We start from the raw sequence: 25593 nt of genomic DNA on the forward strand, positions 1-25593 counted from the left end.
GCGGCAGAGACGGCTCGGCCTGTCACGGGCATGGCCTAGTGTAGGTCCGCCTGGCCACGTGTCAAGAAGCAGGCGGCCAAAAGACCCTGTTTGCGTTCCCTACGCGGTAGTACATTTCGGGAACCGGCCCCCGCCCCGGGAAGCCGGCGAAAAGGAAGAGGCCCCCATGCATTCAACAGACTTACGCCAAAGAACCCGCATCACCGCGACCGTCGCCGGTTTGCTCGCCTCGTTGGGCGGTGCCCTCCTTGCGGCGCCGCCCGCGTCGGCCGCAACGGTCTTCAGGGTGCAGTACAGCTCCGAGTACGCCCAGGCCTACACCAACTCTGTGTCTGCCGACGGGTGCACCTACAGCAGCACGTCTGCCGGCGCCGGAACCGCCGCGGACGGCGGCACTACCGTGTTCTACTTTTCCTCTACCTTCAACCAGTGCACCTGGGAGGGCTCCTCAGCCTATGGCGAAGCACCTACCGAAACCTTCACCGTGGACCGGAATTCCGCGCATGCCGTAGCCACAGTGCCGCTCTCTGACGGGTCCCAGATCTACCTGGACCTCACCTGGCAGGGCACCGGAGTGGTGGAACGCGGCGGCACGACGTCCAGGAGTGTCCTGCCCGGTCAGTATGTGCAGCGGACCGCGGTCCGGGGCACAACGCAGCAGGCAACAGTTACCGGGACCCTCTCCTTCGAGAACGCCTATATTTCAACATCCAAGGGCGCCACGATGTTGGTGGCGATAACCGGCAGTTGAGATTGGGCAGGCCCTGACAGTTCGCTGGGGTTATGTCCGACGACGTTGCGGCCTTTGCAGTCCTCTCCGGCCTTGGCACCAGGTCAGTTGCCGAGGCCGGAGAACCTGGGCTCCCGCTTCTTGCAGAGCCGGGCGGACCACCTATGTGGACGGGTAGGGCCCGGACTCGGCCGAGAAAGTGGTTCCGCCTTCATCCGTCACCATCTGGTCCGATTCCGTGAGCGCAGCCGACGCGGAACAGTCATCGCACCGGCCAACAAACTGGTGGGGGCAGGCCTCGAGTTTGATTCCATCCCCGGTGGACATTCTGGTTCGCATGGTTCCCGCCGTTCCTGAATCGTCCCGGGTCACCAGGAGACTCATTCGTCCAACCGCCGCGAGGGTGGTGCCGGCGAATGCTGCGGCGGGAGCCGTGGCCACTAAGCCCCTCGCCTCGCCGGCACTTCCATTGAACAACCAGGCCACGCGGGTTACACGAGTAGGTGATACCCGTTTCCAACGGGCCAACCGTACTTACCCACGTCCAGGGAACCGCTCCCTACCTAAGCCCCCACCGGGCTTGGCCCCACAGGCGCCTAACCCCGAAACTGCGGCTCGCGCTTCTCCTGGAAAGCCCGGACACCCTCGGCATGGTGCACCAGCCCGAACGGCCGGCGGCCCTAATCTCCTGATCCGTGCCTCAGACTTTGCCCTGGCGGATGGCGCCAAACGTACGGCATCCAGACATCGTCATATTCAGCGAACCTTGGCTTTGGTCACGGTGATCGTGATAGGGCCCGTGGTCGCGTCGGGGCCGACCCCGTTGGTAGCGGTGACCGTAAACGTTGCCTTGCCGCCCTTGGTCGGGGTCCCGGAAAGGACCCCCGTGGTGGTGTTCAAGGTCAGGCCCACGGGCACTGCACCTGAGGACACGTAGAAGGTCGGGGCAGGGTCACCAGTGGCGGTGAACGTGTAGCTGTAGGCGGCACGCGTTGTCGCTTTGGTCGGAGGTGTGGCCGAGGTGAACACCGGGGGTGCCGAGCTAACATCGATGACCGACACCGTGTTGGAACCGTAGTTGGTGACGTAGGCCGTGGACCCGTCAGGGGTGAACGCAACATCGGTTGGGCCCGACCCGACCGGGACCGTCGAGGCCACCGTACCCGACGCCACATCGATGACCGACACTGTGTTGGAACCGTCATTGGCGACGTAGGCTGCCGCCCCGTCAGGGGTGAACGCAACACCAAGCGGATGTGACCCGACTGTAATCGTGGAGGTCACGGTGCCAGACTCCACATCAATCACCGACACTGTGTTGAATCCGTTGTTGGTGACATAGGCTGTCGCCCCGTCCGGGGTGAATGCAACGCCTGCCGGCTCCGACCCGCCCGTGATCGTTTTGGTCACCGAGCCCGACCCCACATCTATGACCGACACCGCGTCGGAAGCGGGGTGGGTAACATAGGCTGCCGACCCGTCCGGGGTGAACGCAACACCCACCGAGCCCAAGCCGACCGTGATCGTAGATGTCACGGTGCCCAACGCCACATCGATAACCGATACCGCGCCGGAAGAGGCATGGGTGACATAGGCTGCCGACCCGTCCGGGACGAAAGCAACGTTGACCGGATTCGACTCCAGCGTGACCGTGGAGGTCACGGTCCCCGAAGTCACATCGATGACCGAAATCGTGTCAGAACCCCAGTTGGTGACGTAGGCTTCCGAGCCGTCGGGCGTGAATGCGACATCGTTCGGGCCCGGCCCCACCGGGATCGCGGAGAGCGTTGTCCCCGATGCCACATCGATGACTGACACTGTGTTGGAGCCGCTGTTGGTGACGTAGGCTGCCGTGCCGTCCGGCGTGAGCGCAACACCAACCGGAAGCGTCCCAACCGGGATCGTGGACGTCACCGTACCCGCGGCAGTTGCCGGGAAATTACCGGCCAGCATAAGGGCAGCGAGGACAGTGCTGATGATGGCGGCACGCCGTCGGGACAGGAGGGAAGCGGATGTACTCCCGCGGAGCCGGCCTTCGCCTGCACCAGGATGTTCCATGCTCGGGGAGGAGCGCCGTTCCTGGTGTCGCCGGGCCAATGTTGTTCTGAACGCCATCAGTTCCTCCTGCATTTTCCGAGCGGAAACTGTTGCATCGCGTTCGTGCTCCGGTGCGTGCAGGCACCCGGGATCACATTGCCCGATACAACAGCTGGACCCGGAGCCTATCGACCAGGCAGACAAACGGTCAGCAGTAGTTGTTACCTGTCTTTGGGGCCGCGACTACCTATTTCCGTGGTGCCGCTGGAGCTCTGGCCCCGGGGTCCGCCCTGATTCGCGGCGAAGGGTTTGCCACGGCCTTCGGGAAACAGCAGCTCTTCGCAGGCCTCGACGTGGCCATTCATTCCCGGGAACGGCTGGCCACCAGGACCCCGCCCTGGCCTTTCAACCGCGCGTGGCCCTCAATGATTCCTTCGGCAACCTCATCCGGCTTATCACCCAGGAGGAAACCAGGGTCTGCCCTCATGGAACAGGTCGAATGCCAGGGCGCCCTGGTACTCGTCAGCCACGACAGCACCCTGCCAGCGCCGTGACCCACCGCAGCATCACGATGGGAACAACAGAAGAAGAGTCCGTGGATAGGGCCGAAGCCTTCGCCTAAACAGCACAACGGGCAGGGCAAGCGGTTATCCTTTGAACACCGGCGCGCGCTTCTCCTGGAATGCCCGGAAACCTTCAGCGTAATCCTCGGTTTTGCAGAGCCGAGCCTGCTCGGTGTTCTCCTCCTGCATGGCCTCCCAGAGGCCCAGGCGCTGGTCCCGGATGTGCGCCACCAGTTCCTTGCTGGCCACGAAAGCACCGGTGGCACCTTGGGCAACGCGGCCCACGATCCCCCGCGTGATCTCCAGCAAAGACTCCGCGGGCATGGCGCGGCTGAACATCCCCTGCGCCACGGCCTCGGCCCCGGAGATCAGGTCCGCGGTGTAGATCAGGTCCAGGGTACGGTGCATGCCCAGCCGCTCCGTGAAGTACCAGTGCCCGCCCGAGTCCAGCGTTGCGCCCAGTTTGGCGAACGGCGACCCGAACTTCGCGTTCTCCGCCACGTACACCACGTCCGTGGCCAGCAGCAGCCCCAGCCCCACGCCCAGGCAGGCGCCATGGGCTGCAGCAAACGTCGGAGCCGGGAAGGCAGCCATCTTCTTCAGCAGCGGCTCCACCAGCCCGCCCAGGTACGCGGCGGCGTCGTCACTCTCCGGCGTCACGTTCTGGATGTCCCGGCCCGCGCAGAAGGCCCTGCCTTCTCCCCTCAGCAGCAGCGCCCGCACCTCACCGCGTGAGGCGGCGGCAGCAGCGTCGTCGTACGCCTGGGACAGCTCCGCCAGCGCCTGCTCGTCCAGCGAGTTCAGCTTGTACGGCGCGTCCAGCACAACCTCGGCAACGCCGTTGGTGATGGAGAGGGAAATCATGGGGCTCCTTTGGTGGGACCGGGGACGTGGTGGACCGGGGACTTAGACGTCGAAGTCGACCGTGACTTCCTTGCTGGTGGGGTGGCTCTGGCAGGTCAGCACGTAGCCCTTGTCCAGCTCATCCTGCTCCAGGGCGTAGTTTTCGTCCATGGTCACGCTGCCGGTGACCACCTTGGCCCGGCAGGTGCCGCACACTCCCCCGGCGCACGCGAACGGCACGTCCGGGCGGACCCGCAGCGCGGCGTTGAGGATGGACTCGCGGGCGTAGGTGGGGCTGGCCACCTCGCCCTGCAGGCCGTCCAGCTTGAACGTGATCTTGTACGTCTCCTTGGACTCGTCCACCAGCACGGGCCGGCCGGCGTTGCCCTCCGGCTTGTCCGGCTTGCCGGACGTGAACAGCTCGAACCGGATGTTCTCCGGCTTCACGCCGCGCTCGGCCAGGGTGTCCCGGCACAGCTGCACCAGCTCGAACGGCCCGCACAGGAACCACTCGTCCACATCGTCCGCGTGGATGGCGGTGCCCAGCAGCTGCCGGAGCTTCTCCGAATCGATCCTTCCGCTCAGCAGCGGCGCGATCCGCTGCTCGCGGGACAGCACGTGGTGGATGGCCAGCCGCTGCGGGTACTTGTCCTTCAGGTCCGCGAGCTCCTCCAGGAACATCACGTCCATGGCGGCCTTGTTTGCGTAAATCAGGTCGAACCGGCACTCCGGGTTCTTGGCCAGCAGTGTGCGTGCGATCGCGATCACCGGGGTGATCCCTGAGCCGGCGGCTATTGCCACGAAGCTCGCTTCCCCCTGGGAGGCGACGTCCCCCGCCAGCTCCTCCGGGTTGTTCATGGAGTTCATCCGGTTCTGCTCCATGGCCTGGCCGTCGCGGCCGAACTTGGAAACGAACGCGCCCATGGGGCTCATGACGTCCAGGGTGTCCCCGGCCTTCAGCTCGGCGTTGGCCCAGGTGGAGAACAGCCCGCCCAGGTCCTTCTTGATGGCCACGCGGATTTCGCTGGTGCCATCCGCGAAGCTGCGCGGCTCGGCGCAGATGGAGTAGCTGCGGCGGATTTCCTTGGGCTCACCCGTCTCGTCCGGCAGCGTGGTGCGCAGGGCGACGTACTGGCCGGGCAGGTAGTCGAACTGGCCGGCGAGCTCCGCGGGCACGTGGAAGGAGACCTCGATGGCGTCCTCGGTGAGCCGGCGCACCTCCTTCACGGCGAGGGTGTGGAAGGACGGACGACGGCGGCCGGTGGCCTGCGCCTCTTCGGCGGCGGTCTGGCGGACAACAGGCATGGGGCTTCCTTACAGCACTTTGAAGTAATCGAACGGTTCCTTGCAGTCCTGGCAGACGTACAGCGCCTTGCAGGAGGTGGAGCCGAAGCGGGTGAGCTCTTTAGTGTTCAGGCTGGCGCACTGCGGGCACTTGACGGCCATGCTCAGGCGGATGGGGCCGGCGTGCCGTGCTGCTTTTGAGTGGCCGGTGGGCGGGGCGATGCCGTACTCCTGCAGCTTCGCTTTGCCCTCTTCGGTCATCCAGTCCGTGGTCCAGGCCGGGGCGAGCACCAGGTCAACCTCGACGTCCTGGTAGCCCTCCTTTTCGAAGGCGGTCGTGAGGTCGTCCCGGATGGCGTCCATGGCCGGGCAGCCCGAGTATGTGGGGGTGATGGTGACCTTGACGTGTCCGTCCTGTCCCACCTCCACCTTCCGCAGGATCCCCAGGTCCGCGATGGTGAGTACCGGAATCTCCGGGTCCACCACGGTGGCGGCGATGTCCCAGGCGCGCTGCTCCGGCGTCGTACTCTTGCTCTCAAAGTCACTGACGTAGATGGCCACGGCACTCACCAGCTTGCCCCGGGGTGCTCGCGGGCCAGCACCTGCATCTCGGCCAGGATGTAGCCCAGGTACTCCGAGTGCCTGCCCTGCCGGCCGCCGCCCGGGGCTGCCGGAACGTCCGGCACCTCCAGCCCGGCCTCGGTGAGGACTTCACCGGTGAGCCGGTCAAAGTCCTCTTTCAGGGACGAAGGCGCGACGGCGATCCCCGCCTCAGCGAGGCGGCTCGTCAGCTCGTCGTCGCGGAAGAGTTCCTCCACATAAGGCCACATGATGCGGAAGCCGTGGATCATCCTGGTGCGCGACTCGTCCGTGCCGCCGGCCAGGCGGAGGACCCACTGCGCGGCGTGGTCCCGGTGGTAATCCACTTCCTTCACGGCCTTGGCGGCGATGGCGGCCAGGGTGGCGTCCTTCGACTCCGTGAGCCCGCTGTAGAGCAGGAACTGGTAGTAGCTCACCACGAACTGCCGGGCGATGGTGGCCGCGAAGTCGCCGTTGGGCTGCTCGAACAGCTGGACGCTGCGGAACTCGTGCTCGCGGCGGAAGTAGGCCAGGTCGTCCTCTGTTTTCGGCGAGCCGTCCTCTTTGGTGAGGGCGCCGCCGGCGTAGCTGAGGAAACTCCGGGCGTGGCCCAGCTGGTCCAGGGCGATGTTGCCCAGGGCGATGTCCTCCTCCAGCTCGGGGGCGCGGGAGATCCAGTGGCCCAGGCGCTGGGCGAGGATCAGGGCGTCATCGCCCAGCCTCAGTGCGTACTCGGCGGTGTCTTCGCTGGGCTTGGCCAGGCCGGTTTTGACTTCGAGGGCGATGTCCTCCGGGCGCAGAGCGTTGCCGGGGGTGATGCGGGTTGCGCTGGCGTTGGAGTCGCCGCTGCCGGACGGGACTGCGACGCCGGTGGAGATGTCGCCGTGGCCGGCTGCTTCGGTGTTTGTTGGGGGTGTGCTCACAGGTGCTTTACCCCTTCGCTCTTGGTGTAGTACGTGGCGTGCCGGTAGTCCTTGCCCTGGGGCGACTCGAAGAACGAGCCCTTGGCGTCCGGGTCGCTGGCGGCGATGGCGTCCGCGGGGACAACCCAGATGGAGACGCCCTCGTTGCGGCGGGTGTAGAGGTCGCGGGCGTTGCGCAGTGCCATGGCGGCATCGGGTGCGTGCAGGGAGCCGGCGTGGACGTGGCTCAGGCCGCGGCTGGACCGGACGAAGACCTCCCACAGGCCCCAGGCGTGGTCAGTGTGTTCCTTGGGTGCCGGGCTGGCTTTGGGGGCCTCACGGTTGATCTCCGTGGCCGAGCTGGCGGGGGCTTCGGGGTTGCCGTGGGGGCTCATGCTGCGTATTCCTTCTGCTTGTTAACCTGCTTGGCTGCATAGGCGGCCGCTGCCTCGCGGACCCACGCGCCGTCGTCGTGCGCTTGCCTGCGGCGCTCAAGGCGCTGGGAGTTGCAAGGGCCGCGGCCGGCCAGCACCTCGTGGAACTCGTGCCAGTCCAGCGGGCCGTGCTCCCACTTTTTGGTGTCCTCGTTGAAGCGGACCTGGTCATCCGGGAGGGTGAGGCCCAGGACCCGGACCTGCTCCACCATCATGCCCACGAAGCGGCTGCGGAGCTCGTCATTGCTGAAGCGCTTGATGTTCCATGCCATGGACTGCTTGGAGTTGGGCGAATCGTCGTCCGGCGGGCCGAACATCATCAAAGCCGGCGCGTACCAGCGGTTCACGGCGTCCTGGGCCATCTGCTTCTGTGCAGGGGTGCCGTTGGAGAGTTCCAGCAGGATCTCGAAGCCCTGGCGCTGGTGGAAGCTCTCTTCCTTGCAGATGCGGACCATGGCGCGGCCGTAGGGGCCGTAGGAGGCGCGGCACAGCGGCACCTGGTTGCAGATGGCGGCGCCGTCCACCAGCCAGCCGATGGCGCCCATGTCCGCCCAGGTCAGCGCCGGGTAGTTGAAGATGCTCGAGTAGCGGGCCTTGCCGGCGATCAGCGCATCCGTCATCTCGTCCCGGTTCTGGCCCAGGGTCTCGGCGGCGGAGTAGAGGTACAGCCCGTGGCCGGCCTCGTCCTGGACCTTGGCCATGAGGATGGCCTTGCGCTTCAGGCTCGGTGCCCGTGAAATCCAGTTGGCCTCCGGCTGCATGCCGATGATCTCGGAGTGTGCGTGCTGGGAGATCTGGCGCAGGAGGGTCTTGCGGTAGGCCGGCGGCATCCAGTCCTTGGGCTCGATGCGGGAGTCCTCGGCAATGACGCGGTCGAAGTTGGCCTGGCCCGCCGCCTCTTCCGTTTCGCTGGTTCCAGCGGTTCGCTCAGCCGGCACTGACTGCAAGTTCTGCGCTGCCATGGTTGCTCCTATGCAAAGACCTTCGGGGGCGGCCAGAATTATTTACCGACCGTTCGTTCAGGATATGCGGAAGCGTGAGGGGCCGTCAAGCGCCCCACCACACTTCCCCACCCCCAGCGTCATCCACTCGGGCGGATGCCAAAGCAGCCCCTGGCTCTCCGCTTCCGGCCGCTCCCGCAGCCCGCCTCCACGTGCGAAAAGTGCGCGCCGCCGTCGTAATGTCCAAGAAATTTCCCGCCCGCCTTGGACCGCGGACATATACTGGCGGCCACGCCGAATCGGGCGTAATAACAGCCATAGGTCTCCTCAAGTCGGCGTTTGGGCACCGCCGACAGCACCCAGCCCCCACACATTTTTCCTGCATGCCTGACGCCGGGCCTTCATGAAACCGGTGTTTGCACGGACGTCAGAGTCGACTTCTAAGAATGGATGGTCATGAGACGGTTCCTGGTATTGATGAGTGCTGTTGCGCTGGCCTGCCTTGGCATGCCGGTGCTGGTTCCTGGTACTGCCCAGGCTGCGGCGGGGCCCTGCATTGGCGCACCTGCAGCCGACGGGACGAACTACGCAGAAACGCGGCAGTTCGTTGACACCCAGGCATGGTGGGTGCCGGATGTGGACCAAGCGAATAACTCCACCACCAACTCGGGCCACGTGCATCTGGGGGCGTGCATACCCGAGCGCGAAACGATCAGCTCGGGCAACCTCACCGTGAAAGTGAGGGTGGTTCTCCACGACAACCCCGGCAAGGCGAACTACGTCTCCATGGTGTTCAAAACCTCAGACAGCGAAACAACCGTCCAAAAATGCTATCTGCGGGCCACTGCATCCAACTTCAGTTGCCCCGGGCCTGCAAGCAACGGCAAGGGTGATTTTGTGTGCTCCGGTACCTGCGAGCGGTGGCTGACGTTCTCGCAGCCGATCTCTGCATTCAACCATTCCGGCTTGCAGGAGGTCCGCTTCCGCGCGTTCGTCCCCGAGCCGGACAGCCAGCAAATGGTCGCGAGCTTCAACTGGCAGGTGGGCATCCAAAACGGAAAGTCCCCATCAAACGTCTCGAGGTACTCGTTCCTCCGCGGCAAGGGGTGGTACACGCACGCCCTGTACTGCGAGGCCTCGCTCCGCAGCGCGCCTCTTCCCGATGGCCCGGTTTCAGGTATCTGGACGCCAGTAGTGGGGCTGACCACCCACCCCGACGGCTCACTCCCGGCCACCCGCTCATTCATCGCGGTCGACCCGGACTTCCATGCTTCCCCGCCAAACCGCGGAACCGTACTGTGGGACGCCGCCGGCCCCTATGGTCCCGAACCTTTTGGAGCCGCTCCCCTTTCCATTGACACCCGGACCCTGGCCAACGGCGTGCACAAGCTGCACCTGCGGACGTCATGCCGCGACAACACGCTGGGTTCAACCAACTCCGGCGTGACTGTGGTTCCCTTCACGGTGGCCAACTGACGGCACCCGCGGCGGCACCGGCGTCGTGTTTCGCGTTTGGAGGCAGTACGCCCTGCTGAGGTGCTCGACTCGCACATTCAGTTTCGACGCGGATGCTCCCCTGCGCAGCCCATATATCGGGTGCGCCAGGTCAAGGGAGGGTCGAAACGGAACAAGCGCGTCGAATGCCCTTGTCCACATAGCAGCAGGAACCCCTCCCACGGGCGCCGCGCAGCTGGGATCGTCGGTCCATGCCGGATATTCCACCGCTCATCTTGTCCCGGGAACGCATCCTGCTTGGGATCACCCCGAATGAGCTCGCCAAGCGCGTGAAGGCCGGCACTTTGGTGCGCCTCCGGCACGGCGTGTACACGGAGGGAGTGGCCTGGCGGAATCTGAAGCCATGGGAGCAGTACCGCCTCCGCGTCCAGGCCGCCGCCGAAACGTTCGAAAAACCCACGGTCTTCGCGCGGCACTCCGCAGCCAGCGTCTGGGGAGTCCCCACGGTGGGCCTGCACCATCCGGTGGAGGCCCTCACTATGAAGAACGACGGCGGCCGGTCGCGGGCTGGCGTCCGCCGCCACTACGCGGCGCCGTCGGGGCTTCATGTAGTCAGGCGGGAGGGCCTCCTTGTCACGGACCGCATCCGCACCGTCCTGGACCTGGCAGCGCATACTCCCTTCGCCGAGGCCGTTGTACCTATGGACCATGTGCTTCGCCCGGACAGGATCCGGGGGCTGGCTGCCATCACCAAGGGGGAACTGGAGGGTGACATCGAACCGAACTACTCCGCCGCAGCTGGGCGGAGGATCCGCGCGGTTCTTGAGTTTGCCGATCCCGCCTCGGGGTCGGCGGGAGAATCCTTAAGCCGGGCCCTGATTCATCTGGCCGGCCTCGAAGCTCCGGTTCTCCAACATGAGTTTGTGGACGCAGCCGGCATGGTGGGCTACGCGGACTTCTATTGGAAGCAGTGCAAAGTTGTCGGCGAATTCGATGGCGAGGAAAAGTACGTCAAGCCGGAATACCTCAAGGGATGGACCGCGTCGCAGGCCGTCATAGCGGAAAAGAAGCGCGAGGACCGGATGCGGGCTCTTGGACTGAAGGTTGTGCGCTGGCATTGGGCCGACCTCATGGAAGCCGGGGCGCTGGAACGGAAGCTGGCAGCGGCCGGCGTGCCCCGCCGTCGTACACGCTCTGCCGTAATCGACTCGCGAACGCGTCCGTGACGCGCATAATCCCTGGCGCCCCCGTAATCCCCGCGTCGACAAGGAACCTGCGCGTCGAGGAGGAATCAGCGCAGCGAACCAGCTCCCGGTAGTCAGCCAGGGTGCTCGAAGAGGTGACCGGCTTCGCGTGCGTCTAAGCGGGACCAAGAGGAGCCTGAAAGCCAGCCACCCTTGACGCAGCGCGCGGAAGGTGGACTCGAACCGCCCGAGGAAGCTTTTGCAGATCCAGGTTCGGGGCTTCCTGAGCCGCAACCGAAGCAACGCGGCGCGGCCTATGGGGATCCTCTGTCGATCGCTTCAGCCCGCCCCGTAACAGTCGTCGAATTAGCGCATGAAAAGTTTGCATAATTCCCCGGCACAGGTAATCTTCCGGTTTAGGTAAGGCTAACCTTGGCGCTTAGGCAAGGCTGCACTGCCTCTGTTTCACCCTCCCCAGCGTGGGCTTTCAGTCCCGCCACACCGCAGTTGTTCAAGCACCCCAACCAAAGGAAATTACGATGCTTCGCGCCGCCCTTGCCGCACTGGCCACCCCCCTTGCCGTCCTCGCACTTAGCGGTTGCGGCACCCAAGCCGCCGCAAACACCCAAGCCTCCGCAAAGGAAGAGGCGTTCGCTGTTCCGGCCGGCGTTCAGGAGCAGTACCAGGTGCTGGCCGATGAGCTTGCCGAGAAGGGCAAAACGGTCGACTCCGGAGAATGGACGGTTAACCTGATCACCGAGGCCGCCGAGCCGTGGTTTGACGAGCACGGCACGCATTTCCGTGCTCCGGAGGCCGGCGAGACTCATCACATCGAGATCATCCCGGTTGAGACGTCCACCGGCAGGATCGTCCCGGACGTGCCCATAAAGCTCGAGGTAGTGAACGCCCAGGACAAGGTGGTGGAGGAGCTGGACCTGAACTTCTACTACTCCACCTTCTACCACTACGCCAACAACTTCACGGTTCCCGAAGCCGGGACCTACACGCTGCGTGCAACCCTGGGTGTCCCCACTTTCAACCGCCACGGGGAAGAGTCTGAGACCCCGGCCCTGGCCAAGGGCGCCACCGTGGAGTTCAAAGACGTCGAGCTGAGCTAGGTTCCACATGTCGCTTTCCACCCCTCCGCGGCGCTGCGCCGTACAGCGCCGCGGGGAACAGCGCAGCGGGGTTCCGCGATGACAGGCATGGCAACGCATCGGCCTGCCCCGCCGGAGACGGCGCGCCCGCCGGCACCGATGTCACGCCGGCAAATGCAGCGGCTGGTCCTCCTCGGGGTGCTGTGCACGGCCGGATGGCTGGCTTCGGTGCTGGTGGGGCATTTTGTGGACTGCGGGCCGGAACTCCACCGGATCGGGCTTGCCGTTCATATCCTTGCCCTGGTCCTGTCCTTTGGCACCATCCTGGTGGTCGACTGGCTGGGTCTGCTGTGGCTGCTCGGCAAGATGGAGATGCACGAGTCCGGGAAGCTTGAGGCCGCAGCAAAGCCGCTCATTTGGGGCGGCCTGGCCCTCCTGCTGGTTTCCGGCGCACTGATCAGCCCCGATCTGGCCAACATGGTCACAGTGGTCAAGCTCGTCGCCGTCCTGGTGCTGATGCTCAACGGCCTCAGCATCGCACCGGCCATGCACCGACTACTCGCGCTCCCGGCCCGCACACGCTTCAGCGAGTTAACCCGCAGGCTGCGTCTCCGGCTTCTGATCGCACTGACCATCTCCCAGACCTGCTGGTGGACTGCGGTGCTCATCGGCCTCATCAACAGCACGCTGCGCCGCTGGACCGGCGCCTGAGCCGGGCGCGCCTGCCGCAACATCACCGCCCAGGCGCGCACCGCCGTCGTCTCCCGGCCCAACTAGGTAGCGCTAAGTGTCATTTTGAACCCTCAAAACGACACTTAGCGCTACTTAGTTGGGGATGGGACCCGGTCCCGGCCGTGTGGATGAGGGGTGGTTTGCAGCCGGCGGCACTCATCCCGGGTCCACCCGTGCGGACAATCGCCTCCAGCGCTTTGTCTCGGTTGTTCGCCCAGGCGCGGGCCGCCGTCGTGCGTTCCTGCCCAGGTACTGTTCCTGCCACCTGGGGGGCGCGCCGCGGACGACGGCGTGTCCCGCCTTTGCAGGGTGTCTCCCCGAAAGCAACTGGGCGGGAACGCACGCCGGGCAGCCAGACGCTCGATCGCTTCCTGCTTGGCAAGTGAGAGAGCGTCGCCCGAAAACCCACGTCAAGTGAGAGAGCGTCGCCCGGAAACCCACGTCAAGTGCGAGAGCGTCGCCTGAAAACACACGTCAAGTGAGAGAGCGTCGGTGGGGGTTAGCGGGTTACCTCCTCCAGCAGCTCGAGGACGTGGCGGTAGTCGGCTCCGGTTGCCCGGGTCATGCCCAGCTCGCAGGTGCGGTTGCACGACGCATGGGCCGACGCCCCCAGCTCGGCAACCTCCTCGCCCTGTTTCCGGGTGGCGGACGCCGTGAGCTCGGGGTGGAGCATGCCACGGTCCCCCGCGAATGCGCAGCAGCCCCAGTTCACCGGGATATCCACCTTCTCTGCTACTGCAGCGGCCACGGCATCAAGGGAACCGTTGATCCCCATGCGCGTGGAGGAGCAGGTGGGGTGCAGGGCCAGCGACTCGAGCTTTGCGTGGTCCGGCAGCTTGGGCAGGATGTGCTCGGCGGCGAAGTCCACGGCATCCACGATCCGCAGCGGCCGCTGGCCCACCAGCGGTTCGTCAGATTCCACCGCCTGGCGCAGTCCCTCCGTGCAGGAGGACGCATCGCAGATGATGGCAAGTTCGCCGTCGCGGGTGGCCTCCCGGAGCGCCGCCAGGGTCTTCCGGCGCATCGTCTCCTGGCCGGCCGCCATGCCCTTGGAGGACCACGGGGTTCCGCAGCAGAGCCCGTCGATCCCCGGCGGCACCAGCAGGGTGATGCCTGCCCGCGCGCACAGCTGCTCAAAGCTGTACTGCACGCCCCGCCCCGAAGCCGGCCCATCAGGAGACGAACCCGCCCCAGCCGGCCCGAACATCGTCCCCACGCACGCAGGGAAGTAGACCGCGTCCGGCGCCCCGACCGGCGTCGGACGTTTCCGCACGGAACCGCCGCCGGGCAGCTCCGGCGAGTACAGCGGCACCGTGTCCGTCCCCAGCACAGCTCGGGCCGCCTTGTTCGGCGCCGCCACCGCCGCGGCGGGCAGCTTGTCCACCACGGTCAGGGCCAGCGAGGCGCCGCGGGTGACGCCCTCCCAGTGCTTCGCGGCGGCGTTCCAGGCGCCGTTGGCCACGGGCCCGGCATCGGAACGCCGGAGCCGCTTGACCAGCAGTCCGGTGTTAATGTCCACGGGGCAGGCCGTCTGGCACATGCCGTCCACGGCGCAGGTCTGCACGGACTCGTAGTCGTAGTCCTTTTCCAGCTGCTGCACCAGCGCCGTGTCCCCGGCCAGGCGGGCGGACTCGATGGCGCGCAGGGTGACGATCCGCTGCCGCGGCGTGAGGGTGAGGTCCTTGCTGGGGCACACCGGCTCGCAGTAGCCGCAGGAAACGCAGCGGTCCACCTCCTCGGCCACCGGCGGGGCCGTCTTGATGTGGCGCAGGTGCGCCTGGGGGTCGTCGTCCATGAGCACGCCGGGGTTCAGCATCCCGGCGGGATCGAACAGCTCCTTGATCCTGCGCATCACGCCGTACAGTTCGTCCCCGTACTGCCGCCGCACGTAGGGCGCCATGACCCGGCCGGTGCCGTGCTCGGCCTTGAGCGAGCCGCCCTCGCCCAGGACCAGGTCCACCATGTCCTCCGTGAACGAGCTGTACCTCTCCAGCTCCTCGTCCGTGGTGAACCCGTCCGTGAGCATGAAGTGGACATTGCCGTCCTTCGCGTGGCCGAAGATCACGCTGTTGCTGTAGCTGTACTTGTCGAACAGCCCGATCAGCTCCCGGCATGTCCGGCCCAGGACGGGCACCGGCACCACAATGTCTTCCAGCAGTGCCGTGGTCCCCTGCGGCCGGGCGCCGGCCACCGAGGCGTACAGGCCCTTGCGGAGGTGCCAGAGCCCGGCCCGCGCCGAGGCATCGCCGGTGAACCGGGCCTCGGCCGAAAGGTTCAGCCCCGCCAGGAGGGCCTCGCCGCCGTGCTGGAGGGCCGCCAGCTCATCCTGCCCTTCGGCCGAGTATTCGACCAGCAGCGCGGCATGGTCCCGCACCGCAAGATCGCGTACGATGGCGGGAGTCCCCTTCAGCCCCTGGCCCACCTTCAGGGACAGGGCGTCCATGAGTTCCACCGTGGCCGCGCCGGAACCCACCAGCTCCGGCAGCGCCGCGTTGGCCGCCTGCAGGTCCGGGAAAACCAGCAGGCCGGTGGCAGCGTGCGGGAGCCGCGGGATGGTGCGGAACACCGCCTCCGCCACGAAGCCCAGCGTGCCCTCGCTGCCCACGATCAGGTGGGCCATGATGTCCACCGGGCTGCTGTGGTCCAGCAGGGAGTTCAGGCCGTAGCCCATGGTGTTCTTCATGGAGAACTGCTGCCGGATCCGGCGCACGGACTCGCTGTTGCCGCGCACCCGCGCGGCAAGCTGCGCCAGGCCTTCGTACAGTTCCGGTTCCAGCGTCCGCAGTTTGTGGTCCGCGTCCGGCGCCCCGGTGTCGATGACCGTGCCCGAGGGCAGCACCACGGTGAGGGACTCCAACGTCTGGTAGGCGTTGTCCACGGTGCCGCAGTTCATCCCGGAGGAGTTGTTGGCCACCACCCCGCCCACCGTGCAGGCCGCCTCGCTGGCAGGATCGGGGCCGAACTTGCGCCCGTACGGGGCCAGCCGCGCATTCAGCGCGCGCACGGTGACGCCCGGCTGCACGCGGACCCGGGCGCCGCCGTCGAGCACTTCAACGTCCCGGAAGTTGCGCCGCACGTCCACCAGCACGCCGTCGGTGACCGCCTGGCCGCTGAGGCTGGTGCCGCCGGAGCGGAAGGTCAGCGGGACGCCCTGTTCGGCGCTGGCGCGCAGGAGCCCGCCCACGTCCGCCGCGCTTCCGGCCGTCACCACGGCCTGCGGGATGAGCAGGAAGTGGGAGGCGTCGTGGGCGTTGGCGTGCAGGTCGATGGCCCGGGTCTTGACCTGGGCAGGATCGTTGACTGCCGAGCGGAGGCCGGCGAGGTCCAGGGACGCCATCAGGGGACCATCCAGCCCAGGACGGGGGTGGACTGCAGGAAGATCAGCAGCGTGATGAGGGCAAGGAGGCCCAGGCTCCAGCCGACGAGCTTGCGGAACAGGGTCCCTTCGGCGCCGTCAAGGCCCACCGCAGCCGAGGCGACGGCCAGGTTCTGCAGCGAGAGCATCTTGCCCATCACGCCCGCGGAGGAGTTGGACGCTGCCATCAGCACCGGCGACAGTCCGGTCTGCTGGGCGGCGGTGGCCTGCATTTGCCCGAACAGCGAGTTGGAGGAGGTGTCCGAGCCGGTCAGGGCGACACCGATCCAGCCGATCAGGGGCGAGAGGACGGCGAAGAAGCCGCCGGCCGAGGCCAGGGCGAACCCCAGTGTGGTGGTCTGGCCGGACAGGTTCATCACGAAGGACAGCCCCAGGACGGCGGTCACGGTGACGATGGTCCAGCGCAGCTGCACCAGGGTGTCCCGGTAGATGCGCAGGCCCTGCGACGCGGTGATTTTGTAGAGCGCCATGGTGATGATGCCGGAGAGCAGCAGCAGGGTGCCGGTGGCCTTGATGTGGTCCAGCTTGAACTTGGTTGCCGCCACCGGCTTGCCGGCCGAATCGGTGATGTCCAGCCCGGGCCAGGCGAACGTTACGCTGCCAACCTGGCTCAGCCACGCCTTGACGGACGGGATCTGGGCCACCGAGAACACGGCGATGATGATCAGGTAGGGGGCAATCGCGAGCCAGATCTGGCGCGGTGCGGGCCGGGAGTTGTCTGCGGGGACCGCGTCCGCTCCAGTGCCGCCGCTGCCGTGCACCGCCGTCGTGTCTTCCTTCGGCGCGGTGCCGCCGGTGTGACCCGTTCCGCTGGCGCTGACGACGGCGGGGCGGACGACGGCGGGGACCGCAGCCGCCTGCACGGCGCCTCCGACGCCAACATTTTCCGCCGGCTGCCAGACCTTCAGCATCAGCAGGACAGCGGCAACGGTGACGACGGCGGCCACAACGTCCGTCAGTTCCACGGCGAGGTAGTTGGAGGTGACGAACTGGGCGGCTGCGAACGCGGCGCCGGCCACCAGGGCTACGGGCCAGGTCTGCCTCAGTCCGCGCTTGCCGTCCACGATGAAGACGAGCAGCAGCGGCACGATCAGGGCGATGAAGGGCGTCTGGCGCCCGGCCATCGAGGACAGGTCGTGAAGCGGCAGGCCGGTGACGCCGTTCAGGGCAATGATCGGGGCAGCCATGGCACCGAAGGCAACAGGTGCCGTGTTGGCCAGCAGCGAGACCACGGCCGATTTCAGCGGCTTCATGCCGGCGGCCATCAGCATGGCCGCCGAGATGGCCACGGGGGCGCCGAATCCGGCCAGGGACTCAAGCAGCGCGCCGAAACAGAAGGCGATCAGGATCGAGAGGATGCGCAGGTCGTTGGAGATGGAGCGGATGGTCCGTCCCAGCACTTCAAACCAGGGGGTGGCCACGGTGAGCCGGTAGATCCACAGCGCGTTGACCAGGATCCAAAGGATGGGGAACAGGCCGTAGAAGATGCCGGCCGCGGTGGCGCCCAGGGCCTGGCTGACGGGCATCCGCCAGCCGACAACTGCCAGCACGAGCGACAGCGCAAGGCTGGAAAGGGCAGCCACGGGTGCCTTGACCCTGAAGACGCCCAGGAGGACGAAGAGCAGGATGAGCGGAAGGGCCGCGCAGAGGGCGGATATCAGTAGGGACCCGGCAATGGGATCGAGGATCTGCTGAAACATGTGTCTCCAGATGTGTGTGAAGCGTCACAACTCCGTGGCGCCCTCAAATTGTCTAACAAGTACACATGTAGGTCAAGTGCTGATGCTGACTTGTCTGGCAAAATAAGGCAACGGGGAAAGTTTTGGGAGGAACGCCAGTGGCCGGACGTGTTGCAGCAGTCTCGATCGTGGATGCGATCGCCGCGGATCTGCGGAACCGCGTCTTCTCCGGCGAGCTCCATTCCGGCGAGGCGCTCACCGAGACGGACGTGGCATCGTCCTACGAGGTGGCCCGGCCTACCGCCAAGGCCTCGATTGAAAAACTCGTCGCCGAGGGGCTGCTGGACCGGGGCGCCCACAAAACGGCACGGGTGGTGGATCTGGGGCCGGAATCCGTCCGGGACATATACGTGGCCAGGGCGTACCTGGAAAGCGAAGTGCTCCGCCGGCTGGCGTCCGGCCGGACGGTGCCGGCCGGCGCCGTGAAGGCCAACAGGGACATTGCGGCCCTGAAAACCGGCGCCCCGCTTGACGTTGTGGAACCGGACATGCGGTTCCACACCAGCCTGATTGATGCGGTGGGAAACCAGCGCATCAGCAGGATGTACCTGTCCCTGGTGGGGGAAGTCCGCCTGTGCATGTCCCGAGTGCAGTCCCTGCACCTCCTGGATACGGCCCTCATCCAGGCCGAGCACCAGAAGCTCCTGGAACTGATTGAGGAAGGCCGGGGAGAAGAAGCCGCCCAGCTGCTGGACATCCACCTCGGGCGTGCCCGCGAACGGCTGGTGGCCGCAATGGGCGGCGAGCCGGGGCCGGAAGCCGACCTGCCGCCGTCGGGCGTTATTGCCGGCTAGCCGCACCGTCCCGGCGGAACCGTCCGGAACGTCACTGGCCGTTAATGCTCAGGAGCGGGCCCGTGCCGTCTGCTCATAGAGCCACGCCACATGGTTCCGAAGAAGGTCCGCGGCAAGATCGGCATTCTTCGCCTCAACGGCGTCGAAGATCGCATGGTGGTGCGCCCTCAGCTCACCGAGCACAACCGGCCATTGGCCCAGGGCCGCCAAGGCGTCCTTGATGTAGCCGCGGATGGAGCCGCTGAGGGAATCCATGATGGTTTCAATCACCGTATTGCCGGCCAGTGCGCTGAGCGCCATGTGGAACTGCGCGTCCAGGGCGTGGAATGTTTCCGGATCCATGTCCGGGGCGTCCATCGCCAGGAGCAGCTCCCTGGCCCGCTGGATGCCCTCAGGATCGTGACGTTCGGCCGCGGTCCGGGCCGCCCAGGTCTCCAGGAGGATACGGGTTTCGACGATGTCCGCCACCGGAAGCCGGCTGCTGGCGATGTGCAGCCGGAGGGTGGAGGACAGTCCCGCTGATGGCTCTGACACGATGACGGCGCCCGATTTGGGGCCGGCCTTGTTCGAGCTGCGGAGAATCCCCATTGCATCGAGGAGGCGCATGGCTTCACGCACTGAGGCGCGGGAGATGCCATAGGTTTCCGCCAGGATGCGTTCTCCCGGAAGCTGGTCCCCTGCCTTGAAGCGCCCGGAGCGGAGGCCCGCCTCGACGTCGTCCAGCAGGACATCATAGGTCCGCTTCGGTGAGGATTCCGCTGCTGATTCGGCCATGCTTCCATCCTGCCCTACGGGACCGTCCTGCACCGCGTTCCGGCCGCGGCGGAGGAGGCGAGGGAAAGGGGCAACGGAAACCCGCTCCCGCCGCCCCTTTCCTCCGCCGCCGCGGCGGCCCGGCCTGCTAGATCGCTTTGCCGGGGTTGAGGATTCCCTGGGGGTCGAAGACCCTGCGGATTGAGCGCTGGAGTTCGAGTGAGAGGCCGCCAAGCTCATCCTCGAGCCAGTCGCGCTTGAGCAGGCCGACGCCGTGTTCCCCGGTCAGCGTGCCGCCAAGGCGCTGCGCCAGGTAGAACATGTCGCCGAGGGCCTTTTTCGCGGGTCCTTCGGTGATGGATTCTTCGGGCTCGACGACGATCATCGGGTGGAGGTTGCCGTCAGCTGCGTGCGCCACGTTGAAGATCCGGACGCCGGTCTTCCGGGAAATGTCGTCCAGGCCGGCGAAAACTGCCGCCAGCCGGTTCCGCGGGACGCCGATGTCGCAGATGGACACCCGGCCCAGCTTCTCGAGGGACGGGATGGCCTCCCGCCTTGTGGCCACGAGCGCATCCGCTGCTGCCGGGTCCACGGCCTTCTCGATGGAGCTGGCAAACGGCTTGATGGCCTGGAGGAGGACGTCCTGTTCGAGGAATGCACCGTAGCCGTCGGTCTGCGCCAGCAGGAAGGCCCCGCCCTTTGACCGGTGGCTGGTGCCGTGCGCTGCATCAACGGCTTCCAGGGTGGGGCCGTCCATGAGTTCCAGCACCGAGGGCTGCAGCCGCGCGGCGATGATGGCAGAGGCGGCCAGGGCGGCGGCGTCCACGTTCGGGAAATACGCGGCAACGGTGGCGGTCTGGACCGGCCGCGGCCGCAGCCGCAGGGTGGCCTCCACCACCACGCCCAGCGTCCCTTCGGAACCGATCATCAGGGCATTCAGGTCATACCCGGTCACGCCCTTGATGGTCTCCCGTCCCGTGCGCAGCACCCGGCCATCGGGAAGGACAACCTTGAGCGCCAGGACGGATTCCCGGGTGACGCCGTACTTTGCGCACCACATGCCGCCGGCGTTGGTGGCGATGTTGCCGCCGATTGAACAGATGGCCGTGCTGGCCGGATCCGGGGCGTAGAACAGTCCGTGCTCCCGGGCGGCGGCGTTGACCTCCGCATTGAGGACGCCGGGTTCAACCACCGCCAGCTGCTCCACGGGGTCGATGTGGAGGATCCGGTTCATGCGGGCCAGGTCGAGGACCACTTCACCTGCCCGGGCTGATGCTCCGGCTGCCAGGCCTGTTCCGGCACCGCGGGGAACAACCGGCACGTTGTGGGCCGCGGCCAGTTTCATGGTGGCCACCACCTCCTCCGTGCTGGTGGCGTACACAACGCCGTCCGGGAGGCTGGGAGGAATGTAGCCGGAACGGTCCGTGCTCACCCGGACGCGTTCGTCCAGGTCCGTGGAAGCGTGTGCGCTTGCGGAGAGAAGCGCCGATGATGCTGTTGCAACTGCAGATGTACTCATGGAAAGGAAACCTCTTTGTTTCTTGGGGCATGGGGCCGGGGGCTGAAGCACTCCCCCGGCCCTGTTTCATTTGTAAGGGCGGCGCGGCGTTTAGGGAACCATCCAGCCAAGCACCGGCGTCGACTGGAGCAGGACCAGGAGGATCATGACGGCCAGGAGCCCAAGGCTCCAGCCCAGGAGCTTCCTGAAGAGCGTGCCTTCTGATCCCTCCATGCCCACGGCGGCGGCTGCCACGGCGAGGTTCTGCAGGGACAGCATCTTGCCCATCACACCGGCGGACGAGTTTGCCGCGGCCATGAGGACGGGAGGCAGGCCCGTCTGTTCGGCTGCGGAAACCTGGAGCTGGCCGAAGAGGGAGTTGGACGAGGTGTCAGAGCCGGTGAGGGCGACGCCCAGCCAGCCGATCACCGGGGAGAGGACGGCGAAGAATCCGCCGGCCGAGGCGAGTGCCAGGCCCAGGGAGGTGGTCTGGCCGGACAGGTTCATGACGAAGGACAGGGCCAGGACGGACATCACGGTCACGATGGTCCACCGCAATTGCTTGAGTGTCTCCCCGTAAATGCGCAGGCCTGCTGCGGCCGGGATGCGGTACAGGGCCATGGTGATGATCCCGGAGATGAGGAGGAGCGTGCCGGTGGCCTTGAGGTGGTCGAACTTGAACTTTTGCGCGGCCACGTGCTTGCCGTCCGCGTCCACAACGTCCAGGCCGGGCCAGGAGAAGCTCACGCTTCCGGCCGCGCTGAGCCAGGTCTTGACCACCGGGATCTGGGCGATGGAGAAAATGGCCATAATGATCAGGTACGGGGCTATGGCCATCCAGATTTCCCGCGGCCCCGGCCGCTGGGCGGAACTGCCGGCCGGTGCCAAGACCCGGGTGGTCGCAGCGGCGGAGACGGCCTCGGTAACGGAGGCAGACGCCGGAATCCTCCCCGAGGCGGGGCGGCGGCCGTCCGTGGACGGGCCCGACGGCGGTTCCTCCTCCCCGGGCTGGTCCGGGCCGCTGGCCTGGCCGGACATTTCGATGATCTCCCGGGGCTGCCAGACGCGCAGCATCAGCAGCACCGCGGCCACGGTGGCTACGGCGGCCACAACGTCCGTCAGTTCCACGGCGAAGTAGTTCGAGGTAATGAACTGGAAGATGCCGAATACGGCGCCGGCCACCAGTGCCACGGGCCACGTCTGCTTCAAACCGCGCTTGCCGTCCACGATGAAGACGAGCAGCAGGGGCACGATGAGGGCAATGAAGGGCGTCTGGCGCCCGGCCATCGAGGACAGGTCGTGCAGCGGCAGGCCGGTGACGCCGTTGAGGGCAATGATGGGTGCGGCCATGGCACCGAAGGCCACAGGTGCCGTGTTGGCCAGCAATGACACAACGGCTGACTTGAAGGGCTTCATGCCGGCGGCCATCAGCATGGCGGCAGTAATGGCCACCGGCGCGCCGAATCCGGCCAGGGATTCCAGCAGCGCGCCGAAGCAGAATGCGATCAGGATCGAGAGGATGCGCAGGTCATTGGAGATGGACCGGATGGTCCGGCCAAGGGCGTCGAACCAGGGCGTGGCGACGGTGAGTTTGTAGACCCAGAGGGCGTTGATGAGGATCCAGAGGATGGGGAAGAAGCCGTAGAAGGCGCCTGCGGCCGTGGCACTGAATACCTGGTCCAGGGGCATCTGCCACACGACGGCTGCCAGGACGATGGACAGCAGCAGGCTGGTCAACGCAGCTTTTGCGGCTTTCACGCGGAAAACGCCCAACAGGACGAACAAGAGGATCAACGGCAGCGCCGCACACAGGGCCGAGAGGCCCAGCGAACCCCAGAGGGGGTCCACGACTTGCTGATAAGTGCTCACAAAAAACTCCTTTGTGTTTGGAGCAGGGGGAGGTGATGGAACGCGGTACAGGGGTGAAGCGCCAGCAAAATTCCACGATGTGAGAGGGAGATTTCTTCAGATGGATCTGAGACTACGTAGCGGTCAGACCATTAGTCAACGGTCTGACCGATTTACTTTCAAACGTTGTTTTTTCATCAGACAGAACATATTGTCCATAATGCGAAAACTTGTTGAAAGGACCAGCAATGCCCCTGACCCGTATCTCCAACCCGCCCTTTGAACGCGCCTCCGAGATCCTGACGCCGGAAGCCCTGGAGTTCCTGGCTGAACTCCACAGCCGTTTTGCCGCCGAACGTGACGCCCGCCTGGAATCGCGGCAGGTCCGCCGGGCAGAAGCGAGCCGGACCGGAACCCTGGACTTCCTGCCGGAGACAGCAGCAGTGCGCGAGGGTGACTGGACGGTTGCCCCGGCTCCGGCTGCCCTGCAGGACCGCCGGGTTGAAATCACCGGCCCCTGCTCTCCCGCAAAGATGGCGATCAATGCCCTTAACTCGGGAGCCAAGGTGTGGCTGGCAGACCTTGAAGATGCCAGCTGCCCCACGTGGTTCAACGTCGTCGACGGCCAGCTCTCGCTGTATGACGCAGCACGCGGAACCCTGGCCTACACCTCGCCCGAGGGCAAGACCTACGCCCTGCGCACCGACGCGCCCACCGCCGTCGTCATAATGCGTCCCCGCGGTTGGCACATGGAGGAGCGGAACCTGGAATTCGACGGGCGGCCCGCCGTCGGAGCCCTGGTGGACTTTGGCCTGCACTTCTTCCACAACGCGAAGCAGCTCCTCGAAAACGGCCACGGCCCCTACTACTACCTGCCCAAGATGGAAAGCCACCTGGAGGCCCGCCTGTGGAACGACATCTTTGTCTTTGCCCAGGACACCCTCGGCATCCCGCAGGGAACCATCCGGGCTACCGTGCTCGTAGAAACCATTCCCGCCGCCTTCGAGATGGACGAGATCCTGTACGAACTCCGCAACCACGCCTCCGGGCTCAACGCCGGGCGCTGGGATTACCTGTTCAGCATCATCAAGTACTTCCGCGATTCCGGCCCGAAATTCACGCTTCCTGACCGTGCGGCCGTATCCATGACGGTGCCGTTCATGCGGGCGTACACCGAGCTCCTGGTCAAAACCTGCCACCAGCGCGGCGCCTTCGCCATGGGCGGCATGGCCGCGGTGATCCCGAACCGCCGGCAGCCGGAAGTCACGGAGGCTGCGTTTGAGAAGGTCCGTGCGGACAAGACGCGCGAGGCCAATGACGGCTTCGACGGCTCCTGGGTTGCGCATCCGGACCTGGTGCCCATCTGCATGGAGGTGTTCGATGCGGTCCTTGGGGATGCCCCCAACCAGGTGCAGCGGACGAGGCCCGAGGTCCACGTCACCGCCGAGCAGCTGCTCGACATCGAATCCGCGCCCGGAGAAGCCACCGAGGCCGGCCTTCGTGGCAACCTCTACGTCTCCGTCGCCTACACCGCCGTGTGGCTGTCCGGCAACGGGGCGGTTGCTATCCACAACCTGATGGAAGATGCTGCGACGGCGGAAATCTCCCGGTCACAGGTGTGGCAGCAGATCCGGAACGCAGTGACCCTGGCGGACACGGGCAACACGGTGACCCGGGAACTGGTGGAGCGCCTGCTGGCCGAGGAAACCCGGAAGCTCCGCGGTGAAGTGGGCGAAGACCTGTTCAGCAGGTACTACGAGCCGGCGTCCAGGATAATTTCCGGGATCTGCCTTTCCGAGGAGTACACCGATTTCCTCACCACTCCGGCGTACGACATGCTCGAATCCGAAGTAGCCGTGCGGTAAGGGAACTGCCCATCGCCTGGGAACGAAAACGCGCGGTCCGCCCTCCTGGCTGGAGGGCGGACCGCGCGTTATGCACTGGCGAAGGCCGCTAAGCGCCAGTTCCTAGCGGCGGGTGCGGCCGTCGTCGTCGAGGTCGATGTTCTCCTTGCGGACCTCTTCGGTGACGGTGTGCTCATCGGTGACCGTTTCCTTGTCCAGGCGGACACGCTCCACCGGGACCGCTTCCTTTTCGACGACGGGGCGCTCCTCGTGGAGGATGACCTCGTGCTCTTCCTCGCTGATGGCGGGGCCGCTCATGGCGTTGCCGCGGTTGGCGTCGGTGATGGGTTCGCGTTCCAGGCGCACCTCTTCGCGCTGGACCGGGACGGTGGTGGTGACGTTTTCGGTGACCACGTACTTGCGCAGGCGCGCCCGGCCGGTTTCCTCCTCGCGGGTGCCCACCTGGAGCTGCTCTTCCGAGCGGGTCATTGCGTCATCGGTGGTGGGGCCTGAGGTGTCATGGCCGACGGTGCCGCGCGTTTCGTGGTCCCGGTCGGCGCGGCGGTCGGTGCCGGCAAACCCGGCGCGGCCGCCGACGCCGTAGTAGGCGTAGAGCCGCTCTTCCTCGGCGGGCTCCAGGTGGCCGTCCGGTGCGACGCGGGGCGCGTCCTTGACCTTGTCCTTGCTGTGGGCAATGACGATGTCATTGCCGTCCTGGGTTGCGGAATCCAAAGGTGCGAAGGACTCGTGGGTGCCAAAGAGCCCGGTCTTGACCGTGACCCAGGTGGGCTCGGACGTCTGGTCGTCCACGTAGATCTGTCCGACGGATCCGATCTTGCTGCCGTCGGAGCCCAGGACGTGTCCGCCGGCAGTGGTCAGTGCGGAAAGGTTCTCAGTGCTGATCATGTGTTCTCCTTCAAATGCTGCGTTGGTTGTTAGCTGATGAAGCAGTTCATGGGT

General features: G+C 66.0%; 22 protein-coding genes. 7 read left to right on the forward strand and 15 right to left on the reverse strand.

All coding sequences use genetic code 11. From position 1 onward, the window contains the following. Nucleotides 1-166 precede the first annotated feature (166 nt). Nucleotides 167-751 (forward strand): hypothetical protein, encoded by a 585-nt coding sequence (locus tag KTR40_RS14580; protein ID WP_228404192.1) that lies wholly within the window; start codon nt 167-169, stop codon nt 749-751. A gap of 141 nt (nt 752-892) precedes the next feature. On the opposite strand, the gene KTR40_RS14585 is transcribed toward KTR40_RS14580, so the two are convergent. The 9 genes from KTR40_RS14585 to paaA form a co-directional block, all read right to left on the reverse strand. After that, on the reverse strand, nt 893-1171 hold the full coding sequence (locus tag KTR40_RS14585; RefSeq protein WP_228404193.1) for a hypothetical protein: 279 nt from the start codon (nt 1169-1171) through the stop codon (nt 893-895). A 315-nt stretch (nt 1172-1486) separates the two neighbouring features. Beyond that, on the reverse strand, nt 1487-2845 hold the full coding sequence (locus tag KTR40_RS14590; RefSeq protein ID WP_228404194.1) for a beta-propeller fold lactonase family protein: 1359 nt from the start codon (nt 2843-2845) through the stop codon (nt 1487-1489). Nucleotides 2846-3128: 283 nt separating this feature from the next. Then, nucleotides 3129-3254: a hypothetical protein gene (locus tag KTR40_RS19060; RefSeq protein WP_255708090.1), complete on the reverse strand. Its 126-nt coding sequence runs from the start codon at nt 3252-3254 to the stop codon at nt 3129-3131. 160 nt (nt 3255-3414) lie between these two features. Further along, the gene (locus KTR40_RS14595) at nt 3415-4194 is read right to left on the reverse strand and encodes an enoyl-CoA hydratase/isomerase family protein (protein WP_228404195.1); all 780 of its coding nucleotides are present in this window, start codon (nt 4192-4194) and stop codon (nt 3415-3417) included. Nucleotides 4195-4236: 42 nt separating this feature from the next. Then, nucleotides 4237-5478 carry a 1,2-phenylacetyl-CoA epoxidase subunit PaaE gene (gene paaE, locus KTR40_RS14600; RefSeq protein ID WP_228404196.1) on the reverse strand — a complete coding sequence of 414 codons (1242 nt, stop codon included), beginning with the start codon at nt 5476-5478 and terminating at the stop codon, nt 4237-4239. Between the two features lie 9 nt (nt 5479-5487). Then, on the reverse strand, nt 5488-6012 hold the full coding sequence (gene paaD, locus KTR40_RS14605) for a 1,2-phenylacetyl-CoA epoxidase subunit PaaD (protein WP_228406155.1): 525 nt from the start codon (nt 6010-6012) through the stop codon (nt 5488-5490). An 11-nt stretch (nt 6013-6023) separates the two neighbouring features. Continuing rightward, complete coding sequence (paaC, locus tag KTR40_RS14610; RefSeq protein ID WP_228404197.1) at nt 6024-6959, reverse strand: 1,2-phenylacetyl-CoA epoxidase subunit PaaC; 936 nt, start codon at nt 6957-6959, stop codon at nt 6024-6026. After that, complete coding sequence (paaB, locus tag KTR40_RS14615; RefSeq protein ID WP_139030178.1) at nt 6956-7333, reverse strand: 1,2-phenylacetyl-CoA epoxidase subunit PaaB; 378 nt, start codon at nt 7331-7333, stop codon at nt 6956-6958. Before paaB ends, paaC begins: the two co-directional genes overlap by 4 nt. Next, entirely contained in the window at nt 7330-8334 is a 1005-nt protein-coding gene (paaA, locus tag KTR40_RS14620) for a 1,2-phenylacetyl-CoA epoxidase subunit PaaA (protein ID WP_228404198.1), read from the reverse strand. Before paaA ends, paaB begins: the two co-directional genes overlap by 4 nt. 435 nt (nt 8335-8769) lie before the next feature. On the opposite strand from paaA, the gene KTR40_RS14625 reads away from it, so the two are divergent. From KTR40_RS14625 to KTR40_RS14640, 4 genes are all read left to right on the forward strand, one after another. Then, the gene (locus KTR40_RS14625; protein WP_228404199.1) at nt 8770-9789 is read left to right on the forward strand and encodes a hypothetical protein; all 1020 of its coding nucleotides are present in this window, start codon (nt 8770-8772) and stop codon (nt 9787-9789) included. 230 nt (nt 9790-10019) lie between these two features. Next, the gene (locus tag KTR40_RS14630; protein WP_228404200.1) at nt 10020-10994 is read left to right on the forward strand and encodes a type IV toxin-antitoxin system AbiEi family antitoxin domain-containing protein; all 975 of its coding nucleotides are present in this window, start codon (nt 10020-10022) and stop codon (nt 10992-10994) included. 497 nt (nt 10995-11491) lie between these two features. Then, entirely contained in the window at nt 11492-12070 is a 579-nt protein-coding gene (locus KTR40_RS14635) for an iron transporter (RefSeq protein WP_228404201.1), read from the forward strand. A gap of 87 nt (nt 12071-12157) precedes the next feature. Continuing rightward, nucleotides 12158-12760: a hypothetical protein gene (locus tag KTR40_RS14640; RefSeq protein WP_228404202.1), complete on the forward strand. Its 603-nt coding sequence runs from the start codon at nt 12158-12160 to the stop codon at nt 12758-12760. A gap of 520 nt (nt 12761-13280) precedes the next feature. Here the strand turns inward: KTR40_RS14640 and KTR40_RS14645 are convergent. Both KTR40_RS14645 and KTR40_RS14650 read right to left on the reverse strand, forming a co-directional pair. Continuing rightward, a complete protein-coding gene (locus KTR40_RS14645) occupies nt 13281-16118 on the reverse strand; it encodes an FAD-binding and (Fe-S)-binding domain-containing protein (protein WP_228404203.1) in 2838 nt (945 codons plus the stop codon). Continuing rightward, a complete protein-coding gene (locus KTR40_RS14650; RefSeq protein ID WP_228404204.1) occupies nt 16118-17857 on the reverse strand; it encodes an L-lactate permease in 1740 nt (579 codons plus the stop codon). Before KTR40_RS14650 ends, KTR40_RS14645 begins: the two co-directional genes overlap by 1 nt. Before the next feature lie 137 nt (nt 17858-17994). Here KTR40_RS14650 and KTR40_RS14655 point away from each other — a divergent pair, with 137 nt between their 5' ends. Then, the gene (locus KTR40_RS14655; RefSeq protein ID WP_228404205.1) at nt 17995-18690 is read left to right on the forward strand and encodes a GntR family transcriptional regulator; all 696 of its coding nucleotides are present in this window, start codon (nt 17995-17997) and stop codon (nt 18688-18690) included. A 48-nt stretch (nt 18691-18738) separates the two neighbouring features. On the opposite strand, the gene KTR40_RS14660 is transcribed toward KTR40_RS14655, so the two are convergent. From KTR40_RS14660 to KTR40_RS14670, 3 genes are all read right to left on the reverse strand, one after another. Beyond that, nucleotides 18739-19464 carry a FadR/GntR family transcriptional regulator gene (locus KTR40_RS14660; RefSeq protein ID WP_228404206.1) on the reverse strand — a complete coding sequence of 242 codons (726 nt, stop codon included), beginning with the start codon at nt 19462-19464 and terminating at the stop codon, nt 18739-18741. A gap of 127 nt (nt 19465-19591) precedes the next feature. Beyond that, nucleotides 19592-20962: an FAD-binding oxidoreductase gene (locus KTR40_RS14665; protein ID WP_228404207.1), complete on the reverse strand. Its 1371-nt coding sequence runs from the start codon at nt 20960-20962 to the stop codon at nt 19592-19594. 90 nt (nt 20963-21052) lie between these two features. Then, nucleotides 21053-22810 (reverse strand): L-lactate permease, encoded by a 1758-nt coding sequence (locus KTR40_RS14670; RefSeq protein ID WP_139030188.1) that lies wholly within the window; start codon nt 22808-22810, stop codon nt 21053-21055. Nucleotides 22811-23037: 227 nt separating this feature from the next. Here KTR40_RS14670 and aceB point away from each other — a divergent pair, with 227 nt between their 5' ends. Further along, nucleotides 23038-24654 carry a malate synthase A gene (gene aceB / locus KTR40_RS14675; RefSeq protein ID WP_228404208.1) on the forward strand — a complete coding sequence of 539 codons (1617 nt, stop codon included), beginning with the start codon at nt 23038-23040 and terminating at the stop codon, nt 24652-24654. Nucleotides 24655-24756: 102 nt separating this feature from the next. Here the strand turns inward: aceB and KTR40_RS14680 are convergent, their stop codons facing one another. After that, nucleotides 24757-25539 carry a YsnF/AvaK domain-containing protein gene (locus tag KTR40_RS14680; protein WP_228404209.1) on the reverse strand — a complete coding sequence of 261 codons (783 nt, stop codon included), beginning with the start codon at nt 25537-25539 and terminating at the stop codon, nt 24757-24759. Nucleotides 25540-25593 lie beyond the last annotated feature (54 nt).

Source organism: Pseudarthrobacter sp. L1SW, assembly GCF_020809045.1.
Lineage (GTDB): Bacteria > Actinomycetota > Actinomycetes > Actinomycetales > Micrococcaceae > Arthrobacter.

Bases quoted from the DNA above. Each gene is read 5' to 3' on its own strand.
- KTR40_RS14660 (WP_228404206.1), bottom strand. From the start codon at position 19,464: ATGGCCGAATCAGCAGCGGAATCCTCACCGAAGCGGACCTATGATGTC.
- KTR40_RS14590 (WP_228404194.1), bottom strand. From the start codon at position 2,845: ATGGCGTTCAGAACAACATTGGCCCGGCGACACCAGGAACGGCGCTCC.
- KTR40_RS14650 (WP_228404204.1), bottom strand. From the start codon at position 17,857: ATGTTTCAGCAGATCCTCGATCCCATTGCCGGGTCCCTACTGATATCC.
- KTR40_RS14665 (WP_228404207.1), bottom strand. From the start codon at position 20,962: ATGAGTACATCTGCAGTTGCAACAGCATCATCGGCGCTTCTCTCCGCA.
- paaA (WP_228404198.1), bottom strand. From the start codon at position 8,334: ATGGCAGCGCAGAACTTGCAGTCAGTGCCGGCTGAGCGAACCGCTGGA.
- KTR40_RS14680 (WP_228404209.1), bottom strand. From the start codon at position 25,539: ATGATCAGCACTGAGAACCTTTCCGCACTGACCACTGCCGGCGGACAC.
- KTR40_RS14595 (WP_228404195.1), bottom strand. From the start codon at position 4,194: ATGATTTCCCTCTCCATCACCAACGGCGTTGCCGAGGTTGTGCTGGAC.
- KTR40_RS19060 (WP_255708090.1), bottom strand. From the start codon at position 3,254: ATGAGGGCAGACCCTGGTTTCCTCCTGGGTGATAAGCCGGATGAGGTT.
- paaE (WP_228404196.1), bottom strand. From the start codon at position 5,478: ATGCCTGTTGTCCGCCAGACCGCCGCCGAAGAGGCGCAGGCCACCGGC.
- KTR40_RS14630 (WP_228404200.1), top strand. From the start codon at position 10,020: ATGCCGGATATTCCACCGCTCATCTTGTCCCGGGAACGCATCCTGCTT.
- KTR40_RS14625 (WP_228404199.1), top strand. From the start codon at position 8,770: ATGAGACGGTTCCTGGTATTGATGAGTGCTGTTGCGCTGGCCTGCCTT.
- KTR40_RS14635 (WP_228404201.1), top strand. From the start codon at position 11,492: ATGCTTCGCGCCGCCCTTGCCGCACTGGCCACCCCCCTTGCCGTCCTC.
- KTR40_RS14640 (WP_228404202.1), top strand. From the start codon at position 12,158: ATGGCAACGCATCGGCCTGCCCCGCCGGAGACGGCGCGCCCGCCGGCA.
- KTR40_RS14645 (WP_228404203.1), bottom strand. From the start codon at position 16,118: ATGGCGTCCCTGGACCTCGCCGGCCTCCGCTCGGCAGTCAACGATCCT.
- KTR40_RS14580 (WP_228404192.1), top strand. From the start codon at position 167: ATGCATTCAACAGACTTACGCCAAAGAACCCGCATCACCGCGACCGTC.
- paaB (WP_139030178.1), bottom strand. From the start codon at position 7,333: ATGAGCCCCCACGGCAACCCCGAAGCCCCCGCCAGCTCGGCCACGGAG.
- aceB (WP_228404208.1), top strand. From the start codon at position 23,038: ATGCCCCTGACCCGTATCTCCAACCCGCCCTTTGAACGCGCCTCCGAG.